The organism is Halomicrobium zhouii (assembly GCF_900114435.1).
GTDB lineage: Archaea > Halobacteriota > Halobacteria > Halobacteriales > Haloarculaceae > Halomicrobium > Halomicrobium zhouii.
The window spans coordinates 477,962-499,381 of record NZ_FOZK01000002.1; the positions used below are offsets into that span (position 1 = coordinate 477,962).

Annotated in this window: 18 protein-coding genes; 8 read left to right on the top strand and 10 right to left on the bottom strand. The window is 62.6% G+C overall.

The features are described from left to right. Positions 1-127 precede the first annotated feature (127 nt). The 6 genes from BM337_RS20600 to BM337_RS09590 all read right to left on the bottom strand — a co-directional run bounded on the left by BM337_RS20600 (position 128) and on the right by BM337_RS09590 (position 7,630). Positions 128-2,659: a hypothetical protein gene (locus tag BM337_RS20600; RefSeq protein ID WP_143117691.1), complete on the bottom strand. Its 2,532-nt coding sequence runs from the start codon at positions 2,657-2,659 to the stop codon at positions 128-130. A gap of 162 nt (positions 2,660-2,821) precedes the next feature. After that, a complete protein-coding gene (locus tag BM337_RS09570; protein WP_089816325.1) occupies positions 2,822-5,008 on the bottom strand; it encodes an elongation factor EF-2 in 2,187 nt (728 codons plus the stop codon). A 331-nt stretch (positions 5,009-5,339) separates the two neighbouring features. Next, entirely contained in the window at positions 5,340-5,597 is a 258-nt protein-coding gene (locus tag BM337_RS09575; RefSeq protein ID WP_089816326.1) for a hypothetical protein, read from the bottom strand. Between the two features lie 96 nt (positions 5,598-5,693). Further along, positions 5,694-6,104 (bottom strand): DUF4870 domain-containing protein, encoded by a 411-nt coding sequence (locus tag BM337_RS09580; protein ID WP_177227393.1) that lies wholly within the window; start codon positions 6,102-6,104, stop codon positions 5,694-5,696. Positions 6,105-6,392: 288 nt separating this feature from the next. Next, positions 6,393-7,163, bottom strand: coding sequence for a creatininase family protein (locus BM337_RS09585; RefSeq protein ID WP_089816329.1), 771 nt, complete (start codon positions 7,161-7,163; stop codon positions 6,393-6,395). Between the two features lie 128 nt (positions 7,164-7,291). After that, positions 7,292-7,630, bottom strand: a complete 339-nt coding sequence (locus BM337_RS09590; RefSeq protein ID WP_089816331.1) for a DUF7853 family protein — start codon at positions 7,628-7,630, stop codon at positions 7,292-7,294. A gap of 347 nt (positions 7,631-7,977) precedes the next feature. Between BM337_RS09590 and BM337_RS09595 the strand changes: the two genes are divergently transcribed. Continuing rightward, positions 7,978-8,316: an ArsR/SmtB family transcription factor gene (locus BM337_RS09595; RefSeq protein WP_089816334.1), complete on the top strand. Its 339-nt coding sequence runs from the start codon at positions 7,978-7,980 to the stop codon at positions 8,314-8,316. Beyond that, positions 8,313-8,813 carry an SRPBCC domain-containing protein gene (locus BM337_RS09600; protein WP_089816336.1) on the top strand — a complete coding sequence of 167 codons (501 nt, stop codon included), beginning with the start codon at positions 8,313-8,315 and terminating at the stop codon, positions 8,811-8,813. The genes BM337_RS09595 and BM337_RS09600 overlap by 4 nt, the downstream gene beginning before the upstream one ends. Positions 8,814-8,902: 89 nt before the next feature. Here the strand turns inward: BM337_RS09600 and BM337_RS09605 are convergent, their stop codons facing one another. Together BM337_RS09605 and BM337_RS09610 are read right to left on the bottom strand one after the other, a co-directional pair. Further along, entirely contained in the window at positions 8,903-9,601 is a 699-nt protein-coding gene (locus tag BM337_RS09605) for a class I SAM-dependent methyltransferase (protein ID WP_089816338.1), read from the bottom strand. 156 nt (positions 9,602-9,757) lie between these two features. Beyond that, positions 9,758-11,839 carry a RecQ family ATP-dependent DNA helicase gene (locus BM337_RS09610; RefSeq protein ID WP_218155550.1) on the bottom strand — a complete coding sequence of 694 codons (2,082 nt, stop codon included), beginning with the start codon at positions 11,837-11,839 and terminating at the stop codon, positions 9,758-9,760. 194 nt (positions 11,840-12,033) lie between these two features. Between BM337_RS09610 and BM337_RS09615 the strand changes: the two genes are divergently transcribed. From BM337_RS09615 to BM337_RS09625, 4 genes are all read left to right on the top strand, one after another. Further along, a complete protein-coding gene (locus BM337_RS09615) occupies positions 12,034-12,702 on the top strand; it encodes a ribonuclease HI family protein (protein WP_089816340.1) in 669 nt (222 codons plus the stop codon). Between the two features lie 135 nt (positions 12,703-12,837). Beyond that, positions 12,838-13,074: a DdfA family disk-determining factor gene (locus BM337_RS09620; protein ID WP_089816342.1), complete on the top strand. Its 237-nt coding sequence runs from the start codon at positions 12,838-12,840 to the stop codon at positions 13,072-13,074. Positions 13,075-13,253: 179 nt separating this feature from the next. Then, on the top strand, positions 13,254-13,808 hold the full coding sequence (locus BM337_RS20605) for a hypothetical protein (protein ID WP_143117693.1): 555 nt from the start codon (positions 13,254-13,256) through the stop codon (positions 13,806-13,808). A gap of 133 nt (positions 13,809-13,941) precedes the next feature. Beyond that, positions 13,942-14,490: a hypothetical protein gene (locus BM337_RS09625; protein WP_143117694.1), complete on the top strand. Its 549-nt coding sequence runs from the start codon at positions 13,942-13,944 to the stop codon at positions 14,488-14,490. 31 nt (positions 14,491-14,521) lie between these two features. Here the strand turns inward: BM337_RS09625 and mutS are convergent, their stop codons facing one another. Then, positions 14,522-17,266, bottom strand: coding sequence for a DNA mismatch repair protein MutS (gene mutS, locus BM337_RS09630; protein ID WP_089816346.1), 2,745 nt, complete (start codon positions 17,264-17,266; stop codon positions 14,522-14,524). 186 nt (positions 17,267-17,452) lie between these two features. On the opposite strand from mutS, the gene BM337_RS09635 reads away from it, so the two are divergent. After that, the gene (locus tag BM337_RS09635; RefSeq protein ID WP_089816348.1) at positions 17,453-19,594 is read left to right on the top strand and encodes a hypothetical protein; all 2,142 of its coding nucleotides are present in this window, start codon (positions 17,453-17,455) and stop codon (positions 19,592-19,594) included. A gap of 105 nt (positions 19,595-19,699) precedes the next feature. On the opposite strand, the gene thiD is transcribed toward BM337_RS09635, so the two are convergent. Further along, positions 19,700-21,052 carry a bifunctional hydroxymethylpyrimidine kinase/phosphomethylpyrimidine kinase gene (thiD, locus tag BM337_RS09640; RefSeq protein ID WP_089816350.1) on the bottom strand — a complete coding sequence of 451 codons (1,353 nt, stop codon included), beginning with the start codon at positions 21,050-21,052 and terminating at the stop codon, positions 19,700-19,702. 126 nt (positions 21,053-21,178) lie between these two features. On the opposite strand from thiD, the gene BM337_RS21105 reads away from it, so the two are divergent. Then, complete coding sequence (locus BM337_RS21105) at positions 21,179-21,337, top strand: DUF7331 family protein (protein ID WP_177227395.1); 159 nt, start codon at positions 21,179-21,181, stop codon at positions 21,335-21,337. Positions 21,338-21,420 lie beyond the last annotated feature (83 nt).

Here is a 21,420-nt window from a genome sequence, read left to right on the forward strand (position 1 = left end):
GGTGTTCGGGGCGTACTATGACGCTCACCATGCGTGTCGATTGTAGGAAAGACGGTAATACGGCAAAACCAGAGACGATAGTCGAACTTAGATATAGATTGAGTCAAATAGTTTTCTGAGCGATTTTTCAAACTGGCAAAATATCCTCCTCTAAAAATGAACGTAGGTCTGGGATATTAATGCCACTGTCAACTATTTTCTCATTTAGCCGTTCAAACAACTCTTCAGCCTCATCCTCATTTAGATGAACGTAAAAATCCCGGTCGACGTTCTGATGGTACATCTTCCCACCATTCAGTGTTAGGTAAAGCTCCTCGTGGAAAATGTGGAGGTTATTCTTTAATGCTTCTATATTCTCATTGTATGCTTTATGCAGATATAGCAAGAAGTTAGAATGCATAAGTACAGGCACACCATCCCAGCTTCGCATTCGATTTAACTTATTTGCACCCACCGCTCCGAAATTTCCCGGTGCAGCATTTGTTATGACGATAAAATTCTGAAATACTGTATCTGATCTCTTTACTTCATCACTTTTGTATATGCGAAGGGCGTAATCACTAAGTGTTCCAGCTTCTTTTGAATCCATGGCAATATCTGTCTTTGATGTGAATTTAGCATCGAAGGCAAATGAGCGGAAATACGTTTTGTCCCCTTTGAAAAATGTCAGTTCTCCAAACCCATCAGGTTGATTTCCACGCCGTTTAGACCCCCATTGCTGAAGAGTTGGAATGATCTGGTTCAGGATGTGGAATGCATCTTGTTCAAATTCCTCACCCCGATGGTCATCAGGATTTTCTATAACATTCTTTATGTTATTAAATGAATCGAGAGCATTGTCAGAAGCTTGTTTCTCTGCATTTCGAACGACCTCTTCAAACCTAGCTGATATATAATCGTCTGGGAGAGAACCGTACAAGTCCTGGTTTATTAACTCACTTAAATCAACGATATTGGCCGTTGTTTCTTTGATAAGGGTTTCATCAATGGTTTTTCCTGGATTTACTACCAAAATTGGGTGGATACTCTTCCTTAGATATTTTATAGTGCCTGCAGTGAGATTCGTTTCTTGATTATTTATTAAGACCCGAACGAGACTTTTTCCATTACCGATCTGGATCAATTTGAATTCATTTCCATATATTTTCTCTCTCTTGACACCATGATACGAAAGGCCCTCATTTTCAAGCTTATCCTTTAAATACTTACGGACGCCAGAGGTAGACAAACCCAATTCAAATGATGTGTCAAATACTTTTAACTCATTTCCACAATTGGGACAACCGTCATTATATTTTCGCTTATAGAAGTTCTCGCACCCGATACACTGTCTTCGCTCTAATTCCGACTTGTTTAATACCTTAATCTCCCCAACCAAAGAGGTTAGCAAATCGTCATCTTTGACATATTTTGTTTGCCAATATCCCATCCCCTTTAACATTTGAGAGATCAAATCGGTTCGATCGCGAGTGATCCAATAAAGAGGAATTTTTTGATTTAGTGGTAGTCCAAACTGTTCTTTGAAGGCCGTTTTCACTTCATCCGATTTCAATTCTGATCTGGTTTTTATATTAGCATTTAACCGGACAAATGACTGATCAAGATTTCTCTCAATCCTCACACTCACATCTACTCCTTCATGGCTAAACCATAGTTTTTTGATGTTAGCAATATTGACGTTAACGATCTCTTGGCCAAGACGGTTAACCACAGGTCGAACTTCTTTTCTGGCAGACTTGTTGGAAAGTGATAACGGTACTGAAGGTTGAGTGTTCGTATCACGGAAATCAATTGACAAAATTTTGATTTTATCTGGCTCGTTATTTTCAGGTTTTTCTAGTTCTTCCTCGAAACGTGTTTTTGACAATTCAGTCTCGTCATCTACGATGTCAGCATCAGTTGTAAGAATTGAGAATATCTCTTCAGCCTTTGTCAACAATGTATCTCGGATCCCCTTACTACGGGTACTAATAACCAAGTGGGCAGCATCTTCTTTGACTTCTAAAAATACATAACGAAGATCTCGCCTACGTTGCGGGCCAGTGACATCTGGTTTTTCGACATCTGAAGCCTGTCGTGATATTGCAAAAAGGGTTGAATTGTCAAAAGGAAGTTTGTTTTTATCCTGGTATTCAAAATTTTCCGCTCTTGTATTTCTGGCCAAGGTCATTCGGAGACCTCTTACATTGTCCTCAAACCGGGACACGTAGTCGTCTGGTAGTGAATTCTTGATCTTATACCTTGATTTGTGTTTTGAATCCAGCCACTCACTATAAAGATGGACATGATAGAGATAATCGTCTTCGCCATCCAGTATGGTAGATAGAACATGATGATATCCCCGTTCACTGGCGATGACATCTCCAGACTTTTCAGCCATCTCTTCAACAGCCAATAGCTTGTCATTTAAGAAACGGTGGAGTGTGAAGAGAAATATAGATTTGTCACCACTATCGAGTGTCTCAGAAATGAATCCTCCTTCAGACATATCAACATCGCAGAATTTACACATCAATTCTAAAGTATCGGCATCAGTATCATCCAATTGGGCCTGGAATTTACTACGATAAGTCTCCGCCCATTTACCTTTGAACTTTCTAAAATCGCTGGGAACGCGTTCTAGTAAGGATTTAACAGAGGAGTCTTCGATTTGTGTCACTATGGCTGTGATATGTCCGCATATTAATTACATTAACGGCGATTTCAGCTAATGGGGTTAGTTGAGAGGATCTGAAATATTCAAAGCTCTAACTTTACATCATCAAATTGGTAGAGCTTCTTCGAAACGGTCCTTATTCTACGAAACTGAAAAGGGATCGACTTAGAAGTAGTCGATGGCGGGGTGAAGCTCCTGCTTCATCCCCTTGCGCTCGCGGATCTCGGAGATCTTGTCGGGCTGGAGGTTGTCGGCCATGACCTGGAAGCCGGCGTTCTCGGTGTTCCAGGAGGCACGACCCTCGGTCGCAGAGCGGATGTCGCTGGAGAAGCCGATCATCTCGTCGACAGGCGCGATGCCCTCGACGACCATCAGGTCGCCTTCCTGGTACATGTCGTCGACGCGGCCACGGCGACCCTGGATCTCGCCGCTGGCGGCGCCCATGTGGTCGTTGGGGACGTCGATACGGACGTCCTGGATCGGTTCGAGGAGTCGGATCTCCGCGTCGATGAGCGCGTTGTGGACGGCCTCGCGCATCGCGGGGATGACCTGTGCCGGGCCGCGGTGGATGGCGTCCTCGTGGAGGCGGGCGTCGTGGAGACGGAGGAGCGCGCCCTGGACGGGCTCGGCGGCGAGCGGGCCGTCGTCGAGTGCGTCCTCGAGGCCCTCGATGAGGAGCTCCATCGTCTCGTTGAGGTGCTGGATACCCTTCGTCTGGTCGACGAGGACGTTGGTCCCGTGGATGTGCTCGATGTCCTGGGAGGTCTCCTTGTCCATGCCGGCCTCCTGGAGCGCTTCACGGCGCTCGAGTTCGGGCATGTCCATGGAGGCCTCGCCCTTCTTGATCGTCTCGACGATCTCGTCGTCCATCGGCTCGATGCTGATGTAGAACCGGTTGTGGCGGTTCGGCGAGATGCCCTCGACTTCGCGGGAGGGCTGCTGTGGCGCCTCGCGGTAGACGACGATGGGCTCACCGGTGTTGATCGGGATGCCCTGGTTGCGCTCGATGCGCTGGCCGATGACTTCGAGGTGGAGTTCACCCTGGCCGGAGATGAGGTGCTCGCCGGTGTCCTCGTTGATCTCGATCTGGATGGTGGGGTCCTCCTTGGCGACTTGCTGGAGCGTCTCGATGAGCTTCGGCAGGTCGTCCATGTTCTGTGCCTCGACGGACTTCGTGATGACGGGCTCCGAGATGTGCTCGATGGACTCGAAGGGGGTCATCTCGACGGAGGAGACCGTGGAGCCGGCGATGGCGTCCTTGAGGCCGGTGACGGCGGCGATGTTGCCGGCGGGAACGCGGTCCACTTCCTCGCGCTCGCCACCCATGTAGATGCCGACGCTCTGGACGCGGTTGGTCCCGACGGTCCCGGAGACGTAGAGGTCCTGGCCCTTCTCCAGCGTGCCGGAGAAGACGCGGCCCGCGGCGATCTCGCCCGCGTGGGGGTCGACGCCGATGTCGGTGACCATCAGAACGACCTCGCCGTCCTCGTCGACGAGACGCATCGTGTCGGCGAGTTCGGAGTCGGCGTCGCCACGCCAGATGCGCGGGATACGCATGGGCTGGGCGTCGATGGGGTTCGGGAAGTGCTCACAGACCATGTCGAGCACGACGTCCGAGAGCGGCGTCTTCTCGTGGAGCTTCTGGCGCTCGTCGGCGCGTTCGAGCTCCATGATCTCGGCGAAGTCCATCCCGGTGCGCTGCATCGAGGGCATCGAGACGCCCCACTTGTAGAGGGCGGACCCGAAGCCGACGGTGCCCTCCTCGACGGAGACGGTCCAGTCCTCGATGTCGTCCATCTCCTCGGTCATGCCGCGGATGAGCTCGTTGACGTCGTCGATGACGTTGAGCAGGCGCCGCTGCATCTCCTCGGGGCCCTCCTGGAGCTCCGAGATGAGGCGGTCGACCTTGTTGATGAACAGCGTCGGCTTGACGCCCTCGCGGAGCGCCTGTCGCAGGACGGTCTCGGTCTGGGGCATGGCGCCCTCGACGGCGTCGACGACCACGAGCGCACCGTCGACGGCGCGCATCGCGCGGGTGACGTCGCCACCGAAGTCGACGTGGCCCGGCGTGTCGATGAGGTTGATGAGGTGGTTGTCGCCCTCGTACTCGTGGGTCATCGAGACGTTGGCCGCGTCGATGGTGATACCGCGTTCCTGCTCGTCCTCCTCGGTGTCCATCGCGAGTTGCTCCCCGGCGGTCTCGTCGGAGATCATGCCCGCACCGGCCAGGAGGTTGTCAGTCAGCGTCGTCTTCCCGTGGTCGACGTGAGCGGCGATGGCGATGTTCCGGATGTGCTCCGGGTTGTCCATCAGTGTCTCACATTCTTCAACGATCTTTTTTCGTCGGCCCATTATACGGCAGGCTATCAGTAGCAGGGGCAAAAGGGTGCTGTTTCGATTTGCGTGCGACAGGGTGGAGCACGCAAATCGAAGCTCGTCAGGGAGCGAACGTCGTGAGCGGACTGACGGTGTTTCCACTTGCGTGCGACAGGGTGGAGCACGCAAGTGGATGCTCGATAGACGGCGAGCGGTAGCGAGCCGTCTATCGGTGTTTCCACGTGGGCGTGCTACTTGTACGCGCCCACGTGGAAGCTCGTTGGAGCCGACCGGTAGGGAAGGCTCCAACGGCGTTTCGACGGGAGTGCGACAGAGTTGAGCAAGAACGTCGAAGGGAGAAGCAGCGTTACTCGGGACGGAGCTGGTCGAGCGGCAGGCACGTGCCGTCGTCGGTCCGGGGTACCTCGCTCGCCAGCTTCGCCTCGTCGTCGGGGTCGACGTCGAGGACGTCCTGGACGCGGACGTTGGGCTGGCTGCTCCGGACGCCGATGAGGGTCAGCGAGAGGTGGCCGTCGGTCCGGCCGCCGGCGACCGTGACCTCCTCGACGTCGTCGTCCAGCGAGACCGTCGTCCACCCGTCTGGTTTCCGCACCCGGAGGTCCATACAGGTGGTCTCCCGTCGTGAGTGAAGATTCCATCGGCCGGACGGTGCGGTCGGACCTGATACGTTCGGACCGTCCGCAGTTCGCCACGTCGGCGCTCAGGAGATCACGTCGACCGTCAGCGGGTAGTCGTACACCTCGTCGTTGCTCGCCCGGACCACGGCGATACCGGTGAGGACAAGCCACGCGATGCCGACGATGGGGAAGACGACCAGTCCGAGGCCGACGAAGATGGACAGCGCGGAGACGGTCAACAGCACCGTCCACGTGATCTGGAAGTTGATCGCCTGCTTCCCGTTCTCGTCGACGAACGGCCCTTCGTCTTTTTTGATCGCCCACACGAGCAGGGGGCCGAAGACGTTCGCGAGGGGGATGGCCAGTCCGACGAACCCCATCGCGTGGACGATGATCGCCCACGTCCGTTCGTCGTCGCTCACCTCGGCCTCGACGTCTGCTTCCCCGTGGCTCTCGTCGACGGAGACTGCCTCGTCACTGGGTTCCGTTGCCATAGTCGATACGTATCTTCGAGGAATCATAAACCCGGGGCTACCGATCGGCCGTTCCGGACGACACGTCATTCAATCAATTCGATTTATTATTATAATTTGTCCATACTACCTAACAAGTTAGCGTGCTCGACTATGCACAGTCGGTGAGCCATCACCGACGTCGGGCGCAGTCCCGTCAGCCAACCACCACCTGCCCCCGACGTTCCAGTCGCCGGGGTCGCCCCGGCTAGAGATATTTGGGTGATATCCGCCGCTCGACGTCGGTCGCGGAACCGGTGAAGCCATCTTCTAGACGTGGTCTCTCGGCAGCAAGTCCTCGAATGCCTGGTCGGCGAGCCAGTCGGCGAGGTGGACCAGCTGTTCCGTCGCGGCATCGAACAGCTGTTCGCCTTTCTCGGCGGTCGCGTCCGTCTGGTCGCCGAGGACGCCGTTGTCCGTGTTGTCGGCCGCGTCGTAGAACGTTCGGGAGCCGTGTCGCATCATCTCGGCGTCGTCCACGCTCGTCATGCCACCGTCGCGCGCGTCGGCCAGTCGGTCCTCGTGGACCAGCGCCGAGTCGAGGTACTGGATCATCGCCGTCTCCTTGGGGCCGCCGTGTGGCCCGTTCTGTTCGAACAGGTCGTCGACGAGGTCCGGGATGCTCTCGTCCCACATCCACTCGATTCCGTAGGCCACCTCCTCCTGTCGGAGGCGCGCCCCGACCTCACGGAGGTGGGGGACGTTCCCGCCGTGTGCGTTCACGTAGACGACGCGGTCGATACCGTGATACGTGAGATTTCGGGTGAGCGAGGCGACGTACTCGCGGAACACCGATGGCTCGACCCACATCGTGCCGTGGAACTGCCGGTGGTGACCGCTGACGCCAACGGTGATGGTGGGCGTACAGAGATACCCGGTCCGTTCGGCGACCTCGCGGGCGAAGGCTTCCGCGATGAGGTGGTCCGTGGCCTCCGGCAAGTGAGGCCCGTGCTGTTCCGTCGAACCGAGCGGGATCAGCGCCAGTGACTCGGTTTCGAAGTAGTCCTCGAGGTCAGGCCATGCGACGTCTCCGAGATACATCGTACCAGACACTGACGACCGGTCAGCCCATACGTTACCCGGTCGGATACAGTGCTGGCCGTCTCCAGGCTGGCCACTGCCTTCGAACAGGTCTGGCCCAGTCTGTCAGGTGGCCCCCACCGCTCGAATCACGCCTCTGCCGCACCCCGCTCCTCGAGGAGGGCGGTGAGGTGGTGCAAGAGCCCTTCCAGTCGCGAGCGTTCGAGTTCCCACCACGACGTCGAGTGGTGATACTCCGCGACGACCGATCGCATCGCCTCGAGCTCCGTCGTCGTGACGCTCGTCTCGCCGGCGTCGAGCGTCTCGAACGCGTCGAACACCGCCACCGGTGGCGGGTCGATTCCGGTCGGATCGTCTGCTCTCGCTTCCCGCTCGAGGCGGTCCAGAAGCACGTGGTGGAGCGTCCAGCGGGACTCCCGGTCCAGGGATAGCGAGACCGCTGGCGGGTCGTGGGCGTTGTCTGGCATGGCGGTGACTATAGCGACGGTAAGTATTGTTGCTTGTTAACTCTTACCACGGCCGGTGACAGATCTTCGCACACCTTGTCTGGACGAGAAACGGGCGATAGTAACCGAGAGACGTGAGTACCAGTCGTCGTGTCGGTTGGAAGCCCGTACCGACGTTCGACGTGGACGGTCCCGTGCTCGTGTTGACCGGGACCGACGGGCCTGATCTCCTCCGGGAGAGCGCCTGTGACGTTCTCCGAGTCCAGCGTGTCGTGGTAGCTCTTGAGGGCAGTTTGTGGGTCGGTGCTCGGCTCGCTCCCCACATTCAACGGAGTGGTTAAGTATTGTCGAACCTAACATTCAACTGGATGGTTGAACGACAGCACGACGACCTGAACCTCGACGCCGTCTTTCAGGCGCTCTCGCACCCGACTCGACGGGCGCTCATCGAGCAGCTCGCCGGAGGACCGAAGCGCGTCTCCGCGCTCGCGGAGCCCCACGACGTCTCGCTGGCGGCGGTGTCGAAGCACCTGCAGGCCCTGGAGGACGCGGGACTCGTCGAGGTCGAAGAAGACGGGCGAGTCCGTCGGTGTCACCTGGACGCCGCGCCGCTGGGCGAGGCCTTCGGCTGGTTGACCCGCTACCGCGTCTTCTGGGAGGACCGATTCGACGCGCTGGCCGACCATCTGGAGTCTGACGACCAATGACAGACGACAACAGCGGAAGCGAGCCGACGACGAACAGCGAACAGAACGACACCCGCAGTATGACCGTGAGCCGCGTCATCGAAGCATCGCCCGAACGAGTGTACAACGCGTTCCTCGATCCCGACGAACTCGCCCAGTGGTTGCCCCCGACCGGCTTCTCGGGGGAGGTCCACCACCTAGAGCCCGAGGAAGGCGGGACGTACCGGATGACGTTCACGGGCGAGACAGAGGAATTCGCCGAGTACGATTCGACCTTCGGCGGCACTTACCTGGAGCTGGTTCCGGGTGAACGCATCGTCTATACGGACGAATTCGAAACCGACGAACCGAGCATGGCCGGCGAGATGACCGTGACGGTCACCTTCGAGGACGTCCCCGACGGGACCGAGATCACCGTCCACCACGAGGGATTCCCCGAGGGCGCCTCACCGAGCGACGCCAACGAGGGATGGACCGACTCGCTCGGAAACCTCGCAAACGTCGTCGAGGTGGCCTAAACACCCGGAAAACTCCGGAAGGTGCCGTCTCCGGAACGCGAACCGCTCTGACGGTCTGTCCAGCATTCCTCACGGAACGGCGGTTCTGATTACGAATGGCCGGGCCACTCGCAGACGTACTCCGCGTAGAACTCTCCATCGTACGTGGATTCGAGGATGTCGAAGCCGACCCGCTCGAGCATGGCTTCGAGCACGAATCCGTACGTGCTGTACTCCTCCCGGAAGTGAACGTACAGCGCTTCGTCGGTGAACTCCGTCGTCCGTTTCTTCTCTTCGAGCCAGGCCTCGATGTCGTGGACGCTGTCGTCCGGATCGAACGAGAAGACGAAGTCACGCAGGCGGAAGATGCCACCCGCTTCGAGCGTGTTCCCGACGTTCTTCAGCGCCTCGACCTTCCAGAAATCCGGGAGATGGTGGAGCGCGTCCTTCGAGACGGCGAACGACGCCGGGTCGCCCCGGTGGTCGTAGCTCAGGAATCCGTCGTGGACGGTCTCGACGTTCTCTACGTCCTTGGCGTCGATCCGTTCGTCGACCAGTTCGAGCATCGGTTCGGAGACGTCGACCGCGACGACGCGGTCACAGTGTCGTGCGACCGCGAGTGGAGACACGCCCGTTCCAGTGCCGAAATCGACGACTGTGTCCTCGTGGGAGAGGCCGAACTCCCGCAGCACGTCTATCTCTCCCGATGGATCGAAGGGCATCTTCTCGTCGACGCGGGATACCTCACCCGAGTCGAGGTGTTCCGACCCGGCGTGCTGTTTTTCGTCGATCGTCCAGCCACGTTCCATACTGGCCGTTCTGACGAGTCAATCTACCAACAATCTGCTGGTGGTATGTGAGCCTGTACCGGGGGCCGGCCCTGCCCGGTCGTGTGACGACTGGTCGCGGTCCCCGATTGTGATCGCTTTTCGGAAGAGGTGGCGAAAACCAGTACGGACCCGGTACTACCACCGGTTCCGCTCGGCGAGTGCGAAGGGATAGACCGGGCCGCTCCCGGCGTCACGGAGGACGAACGACGCTTCCGTCGACGACCACCGCGACCCGACGGTCTCGTCGACCAGCAACACGGGGCCGGATCGAACGGATTCAGTCACTGCAAACGCTCCCTCGACGTTCCAGCGCTGCTGGTAGGAGTTCGCCAGTTCGTGCTGTGGGCGCATCTCGCCGACCCGCTCGATTACCGGGAGGTAGTCCAGCCCGAGCTCGCTGGCGATCCGCCGGGCGAGGTCGTCGACTCGCTGCTCGTCGGTCGGTGACGGCACGGCGGTGACCCAGGTCGGTGCCGGTGACGGGTCCCACTCCAGGTCGACGTGCCGGACCGCCGCGTCGATCAGCTCCTGGTCGTACGTGCCGCCGTCGTCCTGTGCTCGACGCACCAGTTCGCCGTAACCCGGATCGCCGTAGACAGACAGGACGCGCCCCGGTTCGGGTTTGCGGTCCTCGGCGATTTTCGACCGGCCGTCCGCGTCGGGCACGTAGTATCGCGGGGATATCTCGTCCCACGATTCGGCACGGTAGTGGTCGACGGCAGCACTCACGAGTTCCTCGTCGTCGACAGACGCCGGACGGAACGGCCCGGCACAGTTGGCACAGTGGCCACAGTCCGTCTCGAGTGACCCGTCGAGTTCGTCGTCGATGAACCGCGTCAGGCACTCGTCCGTCTGGGTGAATTCCTGGATGCGTGCCAGCTCCTCCCGGCGGTGCTCGGTGACCGACTCGATGCGCTCGTGGTCGTACGTCCAGTCGGCCGAAGTCCGCGTGAACCCGTCGTCGACGCGGATGATCGCGTTGTCCACTCGCAGGATATCGAGACACTGGGAGGTGGCCTTCCACGAGAGGTTCGTCTCTTTCAGGAGTTCGTACTTGTACAGCGGTTCGTCACTGCCCCCCAGCGTCGAGAGGACCGTCTCGAAGTCCTGGGGTTCCGGAAACGCCTGTTCGATGAAGTACTCCGCGACCCGGTCGTCCTCCTCGCCGGAGAGCAGTATGGCGAAGGCCTCGTCCAGGCCGCGACCGGCGCGGCCGACCTCCTGGTAGTACCGGATGAGGTTCGGCGGTCGCTGGAAGTGGATCACCCAGCCCAGGTCGGGTTTGTTGAACCCCATCCCAAGGGCGTTCGTCGCGACCAGTCCGTCCACGTCGTTGTCCATCAGTCGGTCTTCCAGTTCACGACGGCGGTCGCCGTCCATCCCGCCGTGGTACGGTTCGACGTCGAGGCCGCGGGCGTTCAACCACGCCGTGACCGTCTCGACCTCGTCGGTCGTCAGGCAGTAGACGATGCCGGACGACGGCAGGTCCGGGACGTTCTCGGCGAGCCAGGCCAGCCGGCGTGACCGCGACCCGATATCGACGGTCTGGAGCCGCAGAGAGTCACGGACGAGGTCGCCGCGGACGGCCCGGAGGTCGGGCACCTGGTCCGTGACGTCGTCGACCACGCGGTCGTTGGCGGTCGCCGTCGTCGCCGCGACGGGGATGTGGTCCGGGAGTTCCTGCAGGATGCGCTTGATTCGCCGGTAATCCGGCCGGAAGTCGTGGCCCCAGTCGGAGATGCAGTGGGCCTCGTCGACGACGAGCATGCCGAACTCCTCGTCCATCGCCACCAGGACGTCTTCCTGGAACTCGGTGTTCGCCAGGCGTTCCGGCGAGATCAACAGGATGTCACACTCCCCGTCGACGACGGCTTCCTTCGCCTCGGTCCACTCCTCGGTGTTGTTCGAGTTTATCGTCCGGGCTTCGAGGCCGAGCTGTGCTTCGGCGTCCTGGATCTGGTTGTGCATCAACGCCAGTAGCGGGCTGACGATGAGCGTCGGGCCCGCTCCCTGCTCGCGGAGCAGTTTCGTCGCGATGAAGTAGACGGTGCTCTTGCCCCAGCCGGTCCGCTGGACGAGCAGCAATCGCTCCCCGTCGACGACCAGGCTCTCGATCGCGTCCAGTTGATCGGGCCGGAATTCGGCGTCCGGCCCGATGCTCCGTTCGAGCAGCGCCTGGGCGCGCTCCCGGATCCCCTCTCTCGAATTGAGTGCCACAGGCGTGTTCACAGCGTAATCGTACAAAAACGCTCGCCGGAGGTGGGAGGGGGGCAGAACCCTCACTGAGCGAGATCACCTGAAGGGATTATCCCGTTCGACCACCGAGGGATCCTCGTGAAGCGGCGCGATCATTCGACGATCCGATCCGGGAGCGATGGTCCGAGGGGCTGGAACCGAGAGGGGCCAGAGACGTGACCGACGAACCCGGCCCGGTCGAACCCCTCCCGGTCGAACACCTCTCGCCAGTCGCCACGCTCGTCGACGAGGTGCTCGCGAGCGTCGGCTACGAGATGGCGGCTGCCACGGACGCCATCGACGACGCCGTCCCAGGCTACGGCGGCCTGTTCGACCCCACGACGGACCGGGACGAGTTGCGTCGCGCGCTCGAAGGCCTGCTGGCGTCAGGCCTCACCCGGCCGCCCGTTCAGGAGGTGACGGGCGACGGCTTCGTCCTCTACGTCGATGGGAGTTCGCGCGGCAACCCCGGTCCCGCGGGTGCGGGCGCCGTCGTCATGGACGCCGACGAAGTCCCGCTCGCCCGCCTCGGCCGGCCCGTGGGCTCCCGGACGGGGAACAACACCGCCGAGTACGTCGCCCTCCAGCTCGGCCTCGCCGAACTACTGGCCCGCTACGAACCACGGACGCTGGAGGTCCGCATCGACTCGATGACGGTCGTTCGGGACGTCTGGGGCGGCGACGACCCGACGGAACCGGGCGTCGAGGCCTACAGCGACGCCGTCGCGACGGCGCTGTCGAACGTTCCGGACCACCGGTACACACACCTGGCCGACAGCGACCCGAACCCCGCCGACGCGCTGGCGACGGTGGGCGCCGATATCGCGGCGATGGGTCCCGGATAGGAGACCACTCACGAAACGAGTGGCACCAGATCGGGACGAGACCCACAACGATTAGCCGTGAACTGCACATGGACGAGATACGCACCTAATATTTGAGGGTGTACTGACTTCATCCCACAGACATCATTATCAATTATGAATGTGGTATCGGAGGTAATCGAAGCCGTCGCAGATTCGAAGGGGGTGGATCCGATGGAACTGCCACCACTGAACGAGTCGATAGATCCGGACGCCCTCGAGACCCTCTGGGACCGGGACGCGGCGAACGGTGTCGTGATATTCGAGTACGCGGACACGAGAATTCGGGTCTTCTCCGAAGGTGCAATTATGATTAGTGATTCGGTGGGAGAGGTATTCACCGACAATCGGTAATCGTTCGAGACTCCACCGGCCTCGGCATCGCTCGTTACTATCCCCCATGCGGTCGGTATTTCCTCGCCTGAAGTCGGAGGAGACCAACGTCAGCTCGTACGGTCTGCGCCCGCGACGGGTGGACTTCTCGAGTGCTTCAGTAGTAGCATTAATGACAGCCTCGTCTCACCATCGTCTATATGAAACGTCGAAAAGTGCTTTCGGTACTGCTTGGCGGTGGCGCGACAGCCGCTCTCGGTGGCGTCGCGGTGTTCGAGCCTGACCTGATTACGGGCCCGCCACGAACGCAGGGTGACCCGATTTCACTTGGCAAACACCACAACCCAGGGAACGTGACCGAGTATTACCCCTCGAATCAGTCAGTGACGTACCGGCTCCAGGGAACCGAGAATCTTACCGAAACGATTCCATTTACCGAATGGGCGAAAACACAGAGTGAGACGATCGCTGCCAACGCTGTATTACAGGCGATACACTCTCGTTTCGACGACGAAGTCACTGGTATTTCGATTCACAGGTCCAGACAGTACCTGGAGAAAGCTCTCCGTGTGCTGTATGTTCTCAATGGCGATGGAATGCCAGAGATGGAAGCACCAAACGTTCCGTTCGAGGCGATTCTAGAACGGGCGCCGTCGACGGTCGACCTCACGGTCGTCTTGGAGGGGAACGAGTACGAGGCCGAATACCCCGTCGTCGCCGAGCGCGTAACGCTCGATCTAGTCGACTTCAACTGACCTCGCCGTCTCGCTTCCCGAGTTTCGCCTGCCACTGTGGCTGCAGTGAAACCTTTCTTTGAACGTGAGGAGATCATATAATCTACAATTCTAATACAACAATAATATCCAATCAGGGGCTATTATCGCCGATATGAAACGGCGAAAATTACTTTCGCTAATTGGCGGTGGCGGAGTGCTCGCTACTCTCGGTGGCGTCGCGGCGTTCAAGCCGGACCTGATTACGGGCCCGCCACGAACGCAGGGTGACCCGATTTCACTTGGCGAGCGCCACCAGATGGATAACGTGATCGAGTACCATTCGTCGAACCACACTGTAACACACCTTGGTCCGGGTAGCCACCCACGAATCGAGACGAATTCGTTTCGCAAGTGGGCGAAAATGCAGAGCGAGACGGTCGCCAAAAATGCCGTTCTGGACGCGTTGAAATCACGATTCGACGGCGAAGTTACCGGGATAAATATGATTCAGTCGAGGCATTACCTGGAGGAGGCGATCTGCATTTTCTATATTTTGAATGCCGGTCAATTGCAAGATATGGAAGCCCCGAACGTCCCGTTCGAGGCGATTCTAGAACGGGCGCCGAAGAAGGTTGATCTCACCCTCGTGCTGGAGGGGAACGAGTACGAAGCGGAATACCCCGTCGTCGCCAGGCGACATACGGTCGATCTAATTATGTGAGCCGTCACCTACGCCGGTCGATCCATCGCCCTCAACTGACCTCGCCGTCTCGCTCCCCGAGTTTCTCCTGCCACTCCTGGACCTTCGCCATCAGTTCGACGGGCGGCGTCTCGTTGACGTCGACGTCGTCGAGTTCGTCGAGGATCGCTTCTGTCTCGGGATCGAGCGACTGGCCGCCCGAGTCGCTCGCGGGCGCTTCCTTCTGGCTCCCGTCGGTCGCGATCTGTTGTCCGGTGGCGCTCGTCTCCCCGGCGTTCAACTCGCCCGACCCGAGGTCGAAGACGACCTGCGTCGACTCCTTGCCGTCGCTCCGGTCGCCGCCCTGGACCTCGATCGCTTTCTCCTCGCGGAGCCTGTCGAGGACGTCCCGCGAGCGGTCGACGACGGGCTCGGGGACACCGGCAAGATCCGCGACGTGGACCCCGTACGAGCGATTCGTCGGGCCGTCACGCACAGTCCTGAGGAACGTCACCTCGCCGTCGGACTCGTCGGCGGCGACGTGGACGTTCTCGACCTTCGGGAGCTTCTCGCCGAGCGAGGTGAGTTCGTGGTAGTGGGTCGCGAACAGCGTCTTCGCCTGGATCTGGTTGGCGAGATACTCCGTCGCGGCCCAGGCGATGGAGATGCCGTCGTACGTCGCCGTCCCGCGGCCCACCTCGTCCAGAATCACGAGCGAGTCGTCGGTGGCCGAGTGGAGGATGTTCGAGAGCTCCTGCATCTCGACCATGAACGTCGAGCGGCCCTGGGCGAGTTCGTCCAGCGCGCCGACGCGAGTGTAGATACCGTCGACCAGGCCGACGCGCGCCGACCGCGCGGGGACGAAGCTCCCGACCTGGGCGAGCAGCGTGATGAGCGCCGCCTGGCGCATGTAGGTCGACTTCCCGGACATGTTGGGACCGGTGACGATCAGGAACTGGCGCTCCTCGTCCAGTCGAAGGTCGTTCGGGACGAACTCGGTGGTCTGCTCGACGACCGGGTGGCGGCCACCCTGGACGTCGAGTTCGCGGCCGTCGGAGAGGTCGGGCCGGGTCCAGTCGTTGCGGACGGCGTGGGTCGCGAGACTCGCCAGCGCGTCGAGTTCGGCGAGCGCCCGGCCGACGTCCTGGAGCAACTCTGCGCGGGCGGCGACACGCTCCCGGAGTTCCTCGAACAGTTCGTACTCCATGTCGTGGCGGCGCTCCTCCAGCCGGAGGACCTCCCGCTCGCGCTCCTGCAGTTCCGGGATGGTGTAGCGCTCGGAGTTCTTCAGCGTCTTGATGGCGTCGTACTCCTCGGGCACCTGGTCGGTCTCGGACTTGCCGACCTGGATGTAGTAGCCGTCGGTCTTGTTGCGGTCGACGGAGAGGTGGGTGATGCCGGTCCGCCCTTTCTCCCGTTCCGGCAGGGTGTCGATCCACTCCAGGGCTTCCTCGTGACTCGCGACGAGGTCGTCCAGGTCGTCGTCGTAGCCCGTCCGGAAGAGCCCGCCCTGGGTGACGGTCCCCGGCGGCTCCTCGACGAGCGCATCGTCGATTTCGCCGGCCAGGGCGCCGACCGCCTCGCGGTCGAGTCGCGAGAGCACGTCGACGAGGGGCGACTCAGCGAGGCGGTCGGTCCGGTCGACCAGGTCGGTGACGGCGTCCAGCAGCGCGAGCGTTTCGCCGACGGAGCGCAGGTCCCTGGCGTCGGCGCTGCCCGAGACGGCCTTCGAGGCCAGCCGTTCCAGGTCGTACACCGGGTCGAGAGTCTCGCGTAGCTCCTCGCGGGCCATCGCCGCCTCGGCGAGTGCGGCGACGGACTGCTGCCGGCGAGCGAGTTCGCCCCGGTCGCGGCGGGGCCGCTGGATCCACTGGCGCAGCAGGCGCGCGCCGGCGGACGTGACGGTGTGGTCGAGCGTGTCGAACAGCGAGCCGTCGCCCTCGCCCTGCATCGTCTCGGTGAGTTCGAGGTTGCGCTGGGTCGTCGCGTCGAGGTCGACGTGGTCCGTCGCACCGTAGGCCTGGAGCCGCGTCACCGACGCCAGCGTGCCCACGCCGGTCTCCTCGACGTAGGAGAGGACGGCGCCCGCGGCCCTGATCGCGGCGTCGTTCCCCTCGACGCCGACGCTCTCCAGGGTCTCTTTGCCGAAGTGCTCGCGCACGCGGTGGCGAGAGCGGGCCGGGGCGAAGGACTCGGCAGAGTGTAGCGTCAGCGACGCGTCAGTGCGCTCGCGCACCTGGTCGAGGAAGTCGTCGTCGGCGCGCAACTCGGGCCCGGGCAACACCTCCGCCGGGTCGAACTTGTACAGCTCCGTCTGGGCGGTCGCTGCGGCGTCCTCGCCGTCCAGTTCGGTGACGTGGAACTGGCCGGTCGTCACGTCGGCGAACGCGAGGCCGTAGGAGTCGCCGGCGGTCCCGTCGCTCCGTCGCGCGCCGCCACCCTCCTCTCGGACGACGGCCGCGAGGTACTGGGCGGCGTCGTCCGTCGTTTCGAGGAGCGTCCCAGGCGTGACGACGCGGGTTATCTCCCTGGCGTGGCCGTCCTCGGTCTCGTGCTGGTCGGCGACGGCGACCCGGTAGCCCCGCTCGACCAGCGCGGAGACGTACGGCGTGAGTTCGGTGAGGGGGACGCCGGCCATCGGATAGGACGAGCCGTGGGAGGACTTCTGGGAGACGGTGAGGTCGAGTTCGTCCGCGACGAGTTCGGCGTCGTCGGCGAAGAACTCGTAGAAGTCCCCACACTGCATCGCCAGCACGTCCGCGTCGGTGCTCTCCTTCAGCGCGAGGAACTCCCCGACGATGCCCGTCGCCTCGGTCATACCCACCCGTGCGTGCGTGGGCGGCATAGGGGTTGTGGGTCCGCCTCGGCGGTGACGGGCGGTGCGGAGGCGTGCGCGTCGCTCGAATCGTTCCGGGCCCGTTTTCGGAGCGACTCCCCGGAATCGGCCGTCTCGCGCGGAAAACACGGATCAGGTATTTCACCTCCCAGTTGCTAACGGATCCCAATGCGCCTGGCGCGCCGCGCCGTGCTCGTCCTCGTGTTCGCGTCGGTCCTGTTGACCGGCGCGGTCGCTCCGGCCGTGGCGAGTGGCGACGTCGCGCCGCGCCAGGACAGCTCCGGCCCGGCCCAGATCGGCTTCCAGAGCGACGACGGAACGACTATCAACGCGACCCAGGAGTTCGCGCTGACGCCGTCGACACCCGGTGAGGTGTCGGTCGAGCTGGAGTATACAATCTCCAGCGGCGTGGTCTCGCTCCACACCGAACTCCCCGACGACGCCGAAGTGACCGAAACAGACGGCTTCGTCCGTGACGGCTGGCGCGAGTACCGCTGGGACGAGACGACGAGCACTCCCTCGATCACGTACACGATTCCGGTCAACGAGTCGCTGAACGAGACGGGGCCCGATGGGACCGACGGAGACCTGGTCGCCGTCGACGCGGGCGACTGGGCCCTGTTCCAGCGCCCGCCCGTCACGACCGACTGGACCCGCTACTCGTCGGCGGGCCCCGTCGCGTACGACCGGACGTCGACGACCGCGGGCCCGGGCGCGACGGGGGAGTGGCTGGTCTACCTCGGCGAACACGAGACGTACGAGCGGACTGCCAGCGACCAGCGGTTCAGACTCGTCGTCCCCGCGAACGCGAGCATGCGCGACGCGCCCCGGTCGGTACTCGACTCGCTGGCCGACGCCTCGGACGCGCTGCGCGTCGGTGACCGCGACGACGAGGTGTTCGTCGTCGCCGCCCCGACCGACGGCGTCCAGTGGGGCGTCCGCGGCTACCAGACGGGCGAATCCGACCTCTGGGTCCGCGACGTCGAACCGGTCGACAGCGCCGAGAACCCGTGGGTCCACGAGTACGTCCACACCCGCCAGGACTTCGCCCTCGACCCGGAGATGCGCTGGTTCCGCGAGGCCTCGGCCAGTTACTACGCGGCGCTGTTGACCTACGAGCAGGGACGCGTCCCCTACGACGCGTTCAGCCAGCGGATCGGCACCGGTGCGAACAGCTCCTACGCCGACGCCGTCCTCGCCAACCAGTCGACGTGGCAATCGGCTCCCGACTACGACAAGGGCGCGCTCGTCGCCGGGCAACTGGACCGGCAGATTCGCAACACGCGCGACCAGGAACGGACGCTCCAGACGGTCGTCCAGGCGATGAACGCCGAATCGGGTCCGGTTTCGCTGTCGGACTTCCTGGCGGCCCTCGGTGAACACGGCGACGACGAGATCGTTGACGCGGCCACCCGGTACGCCGAGGAGCCCGCGAACGTCACGATGTGGGACCAGCCTGCACACGTCATGGCCTTCGGCGACCCACCCGCCCGCATCGGCTTCCAGCTCCCCGGCGACGGCAACGACGCAGCCTACCGGGTCGAGGGGAGCTACCGGAACGCGACCATCGAGGCGAGTGACGGTCCAGTGGTCGTCGTGCCCGGCGAACGGCTCCGGGTCGGGACCGTGGTCGAGAACGCCGGCGGGCGGGCGGGGAACTTCACCGCCCGGCTGGCAGTGAACGGGAGCGTCGTCGACCAGGCCAACGGCTCGGTCGCGCCCAACGAGACGGTCGTGCTGGGCCTGAACCACACGTTCGACGAGCCAGGGACGTACGAACTCGCGGTCGGGGGCGACGAACGGACCGTCGAGGTCAGAGAGCCCGCCGAGGGCCGGGTCACCGACGTCACGGTGACCTCCCGGGAGGTGATGAAAGGCGAGTCCGTCCAGATGCGCGCCAGGGTCCAGAACGACGCTTCCGTCCCCGCCGAGACGTCGGTCGTGTTCCGCCGGGACGACGGCCTGGCCGTCGCGGAGACGGTCCGTCTGGCCCCCGACTCCGCCGGCTGGGTCGACGCGAGCGTCCCGATGTCGCGGACCGGGGCCACGACCGTGCGCGTCGACGGTGCCGGGGAGGTGACAGTCGCCGTTCGCGCGCCCCCGGTGCAGACGACGGTCGGCGAGAACGCGACGGACTCGACCACCGACTCGCCCACTACGGTGACGACCGCCACGCAGACCCACTCGAGGACGGCGACCCCGACCGACACGCCCGGCTCGACCAGTTCGGGGCTCGGCACTGAGGCGCTCGCGGTCACGCTGACGGTGGCGCTCGTCGCGACGCTGGCGGTGCTCCGCGAGCGCCGGTGACGAGGCCCCTGGGACGGCGAACAGTCTTAGTGGTGGGTGTAACTTTTCACCGGTGTCGTCGGCCCAGTCGCGACGACAACCGGTACTCGATTACGACCACCACTATCAGTCCCGGTCCTCGACCGCGTCGAGCAGCCGTTCGGTCCGGTCGACGAGCGAGCCGGCGTCCGGCGCGAGCAGCGTGACTCCGGTCTCGTCTCGCGTCGGATCCACGACGGCGACGGGCGGGGCGTCGTCGTCAGCCGTGGCGTCGCTGACCCGCCGTGCGAGCGGTCGGTCCGTCCCGTCGGTGTCACCGACTTCGGCGGCTAGCTCGACGACTGGCTCGTCGAACTCGGCGAGCGCCCGGTCGAGCGCCGGAGAGCGACGGCACTCGAGTGCGAACCGGGTCGCCGGGGCCACCTCGCGGACGGCCAGGACCAGGGACGCGAGCCGACCGCCGGCTCCGAAGCGAACGCCGCGGTTGGGTCGCAGTCCGTCCCGCGTTCGACCGATGCCGCCCTCGACGGCCGCGACGTCCCGGGGCGATTCGGCGTAGGGCGTCGTGCCGGCGACGTTCGTCCCGTCGGCCGGAACCAGTGCTCTCGGCGCCCGGTCGACGAGCAGGCCGACGACGCGCTCGACGGCCTCGACGGTCTCGCCGCGGGCCGCCTCGTTCCGCGCCTCGACGAGGTGGTGGACCGACCCGGGTCCCTCGCCGACGTCGACGCCGTAGCGGACCGCCGCGGCCAGCAGGGAGACGCCGTCGCCCACGGCGCTCGGCAGGTCGTCGCCGTGGGCCAGTCGCGTCGCCACGGCGCTGGAGAGCGTACAGCCCGAGCCGTGGGTCGCGGTAGTGTCGACCCGGTCGTGCCGGAAGCTGTGGGTCGTCTCCTCGGTGACGAGCACGTCGACGACGTCGTCGCCGGGGACGTGCCCGCCCTTGACGAGCGCGGCGTCGGCGCCCATCCCGACCAGTGTCTCCCCGGCCTCCCGGGCGGCGTCGACGTCGGTCACTTCGACGCCTGTCAGCACCTCGGCCTCGTCGGCGTTGGGCGTCACGAGCGTCGCCGCGGCGACGAGGTCCTCGTAGGCCGACTCCGCCGCGGGTTCGAGCAGGCGGTCGCCCGACGCGGCGACCATCACCGGGTCGACGACGAGGTTCGGCAACCGGTCGGCGTACTCGACGACGGTCTCGACCACCTCGGTCCGGCCGAGCATCCCGGTCTTCACCGCGGCGACGTCGAAGTCAGAGAGGACAGCGTCGATCTGGGCCTCGATCTCGGGGATCGGGAGTCCGTGAGTCCCCTGGACGCCGCGCGTGTTCTGGGCCGTGACGCTCGTGATGGCGCTCGTCCCGAACGCGCCGCCGGCCTCGATGGTCTTCAGGTCTGCCTGTATCCCCGCGCCGCCGCCCGAGTCGCTCCCCGCGATCGTGAGAACGACCGGGGGCCGGACGGGTGCGGATCGTCGTGTCATACTGATCCTCTGGGACCACTGGGTGGTAAGCGGTGGTGGTTCTCTCCGGTGGCCGACGGTCCGGATCGGTCGTCGTCCGAGGGTTTACACGCTCGAAGCCCCTAGCCCGTGTGCGGCCCTCCCACAATGAGTGAGGACGAAAACACGGACGACGCCCAGTACGGCTTCTTCAAGACGGACGATGGGGACACGGTCCTCTACGACCGGAACAACCCGGAAGCGTGGATCCAGTCGACGTTCTCGGTAGCGGTCGGCGCGACGGCCGAGACAGAGACGAGGGCTTGATCCGCAACCCGCGGTGAGCGACGAGACGGGACGGGCGCTGTGACCCGGTTCTCGACGACATTTTCCGGAACAGCCCGTGACCT

Coding starts and splice junctions, on each gene's coding strand:
- BM337_RS09570 (WP_089816325.1), bottom strand. CDS start 5,008: ATGGGCCGACGAAAAAAGATCGTTGAAGAATGTGAGACACTGATGGAC.
- BM337_RS09575 (WP_089816326.1), bottom strand. CDS start 5,597: ATGGACCTCCGGGTGCGGAAACCAGACGGGTGGACGACGGTCTCGCTG.
- BM337_RS09580 (WP_177227393.1), bottom strand. CDS start 6,104: ATGGCAACGGAACCCAGTGACGAGGCAGTCTCCGTCGACGAGAGCCAC.
- BM337_RS09585 (WP_089816329.1), bottom strand. CDS start 7,163: ATGTATCTCGGAGACGTCGCATGGCCTGACCTCGAGGACTACTTCGAA.
- BM337_RS09590 (WP_089816331.1), bottom strand. CDS start 7,630: ATGCCAGACAACGCCCACGACCCGCCAGCGGTCTCGCTATCCCTGGAC.
- BM337_RS09595 (WP_089816334.1), top strand. CDS start 7,978: ATGGTTGAACGACAGCACGACGACCTGAACCTCGACGCCGTCTTTCAG.
- BM337_RS09600 (WP_089816336.1), top strand. CDS start 8,313: ATGACAGACGACAACAGCGGAAGCGAGCCGACGACGAACAGCGAACAG.
- BM337_RS09605 (WP_089816338.1), bottom strand. CDS start 9,601: ATGGAACGTGGCTGGACGATCGACGAAAAACAGCACGCCGGGTCGGAA.
- BM337_RS09620 (WP_089816342.1), top strand. CDS start 12,838: ATGAATGTGGTATCGGAGGTAATCGAAGCCGTCGCAGATTCGAAGGGG.
- BM337_RS20605 (WP_143117693.1), top strand. CDS start 13,254: ATGAAACGTCGAAAAGTGCTTTCGGTACTGCTTGGCGGTGGCGCGACA.
- BM337_RS09625 (WP_143117694.1), top strand. CDS start 13,942: ATGAAACGGCGAAAATTACTTTCGCTAATTGGCGGTGGCGGAGTGCTC.
- mutS (WP_089816346.1), bottom strand. CDS start 17,266: ATGACCGAGGCGACGGGCATCGTCGGGGAGTTCCTCGCGCTGAAGGAG.
- BM337_RS09635 (WP_089816348.1), top strand. CDS start 17,453: ATGCGCCTGGCGCGCCGCGCCGTGCTCGTCCTCGTGTTCGCGTCGGTC.
- thiD (WP_089816350.1), bottom strand. CDS start 21,052: ATGACACGACGATCCGCACCCGTCCGGCCCCCGGTCGTTCTCACGATC.
- BM337_RS21105 (WP_177227395.1), top strand. CDS start 21,179: ATGAGTGAGGACGAAAACACGGACGACGCCCAGTACGGCTTCTTCAAG.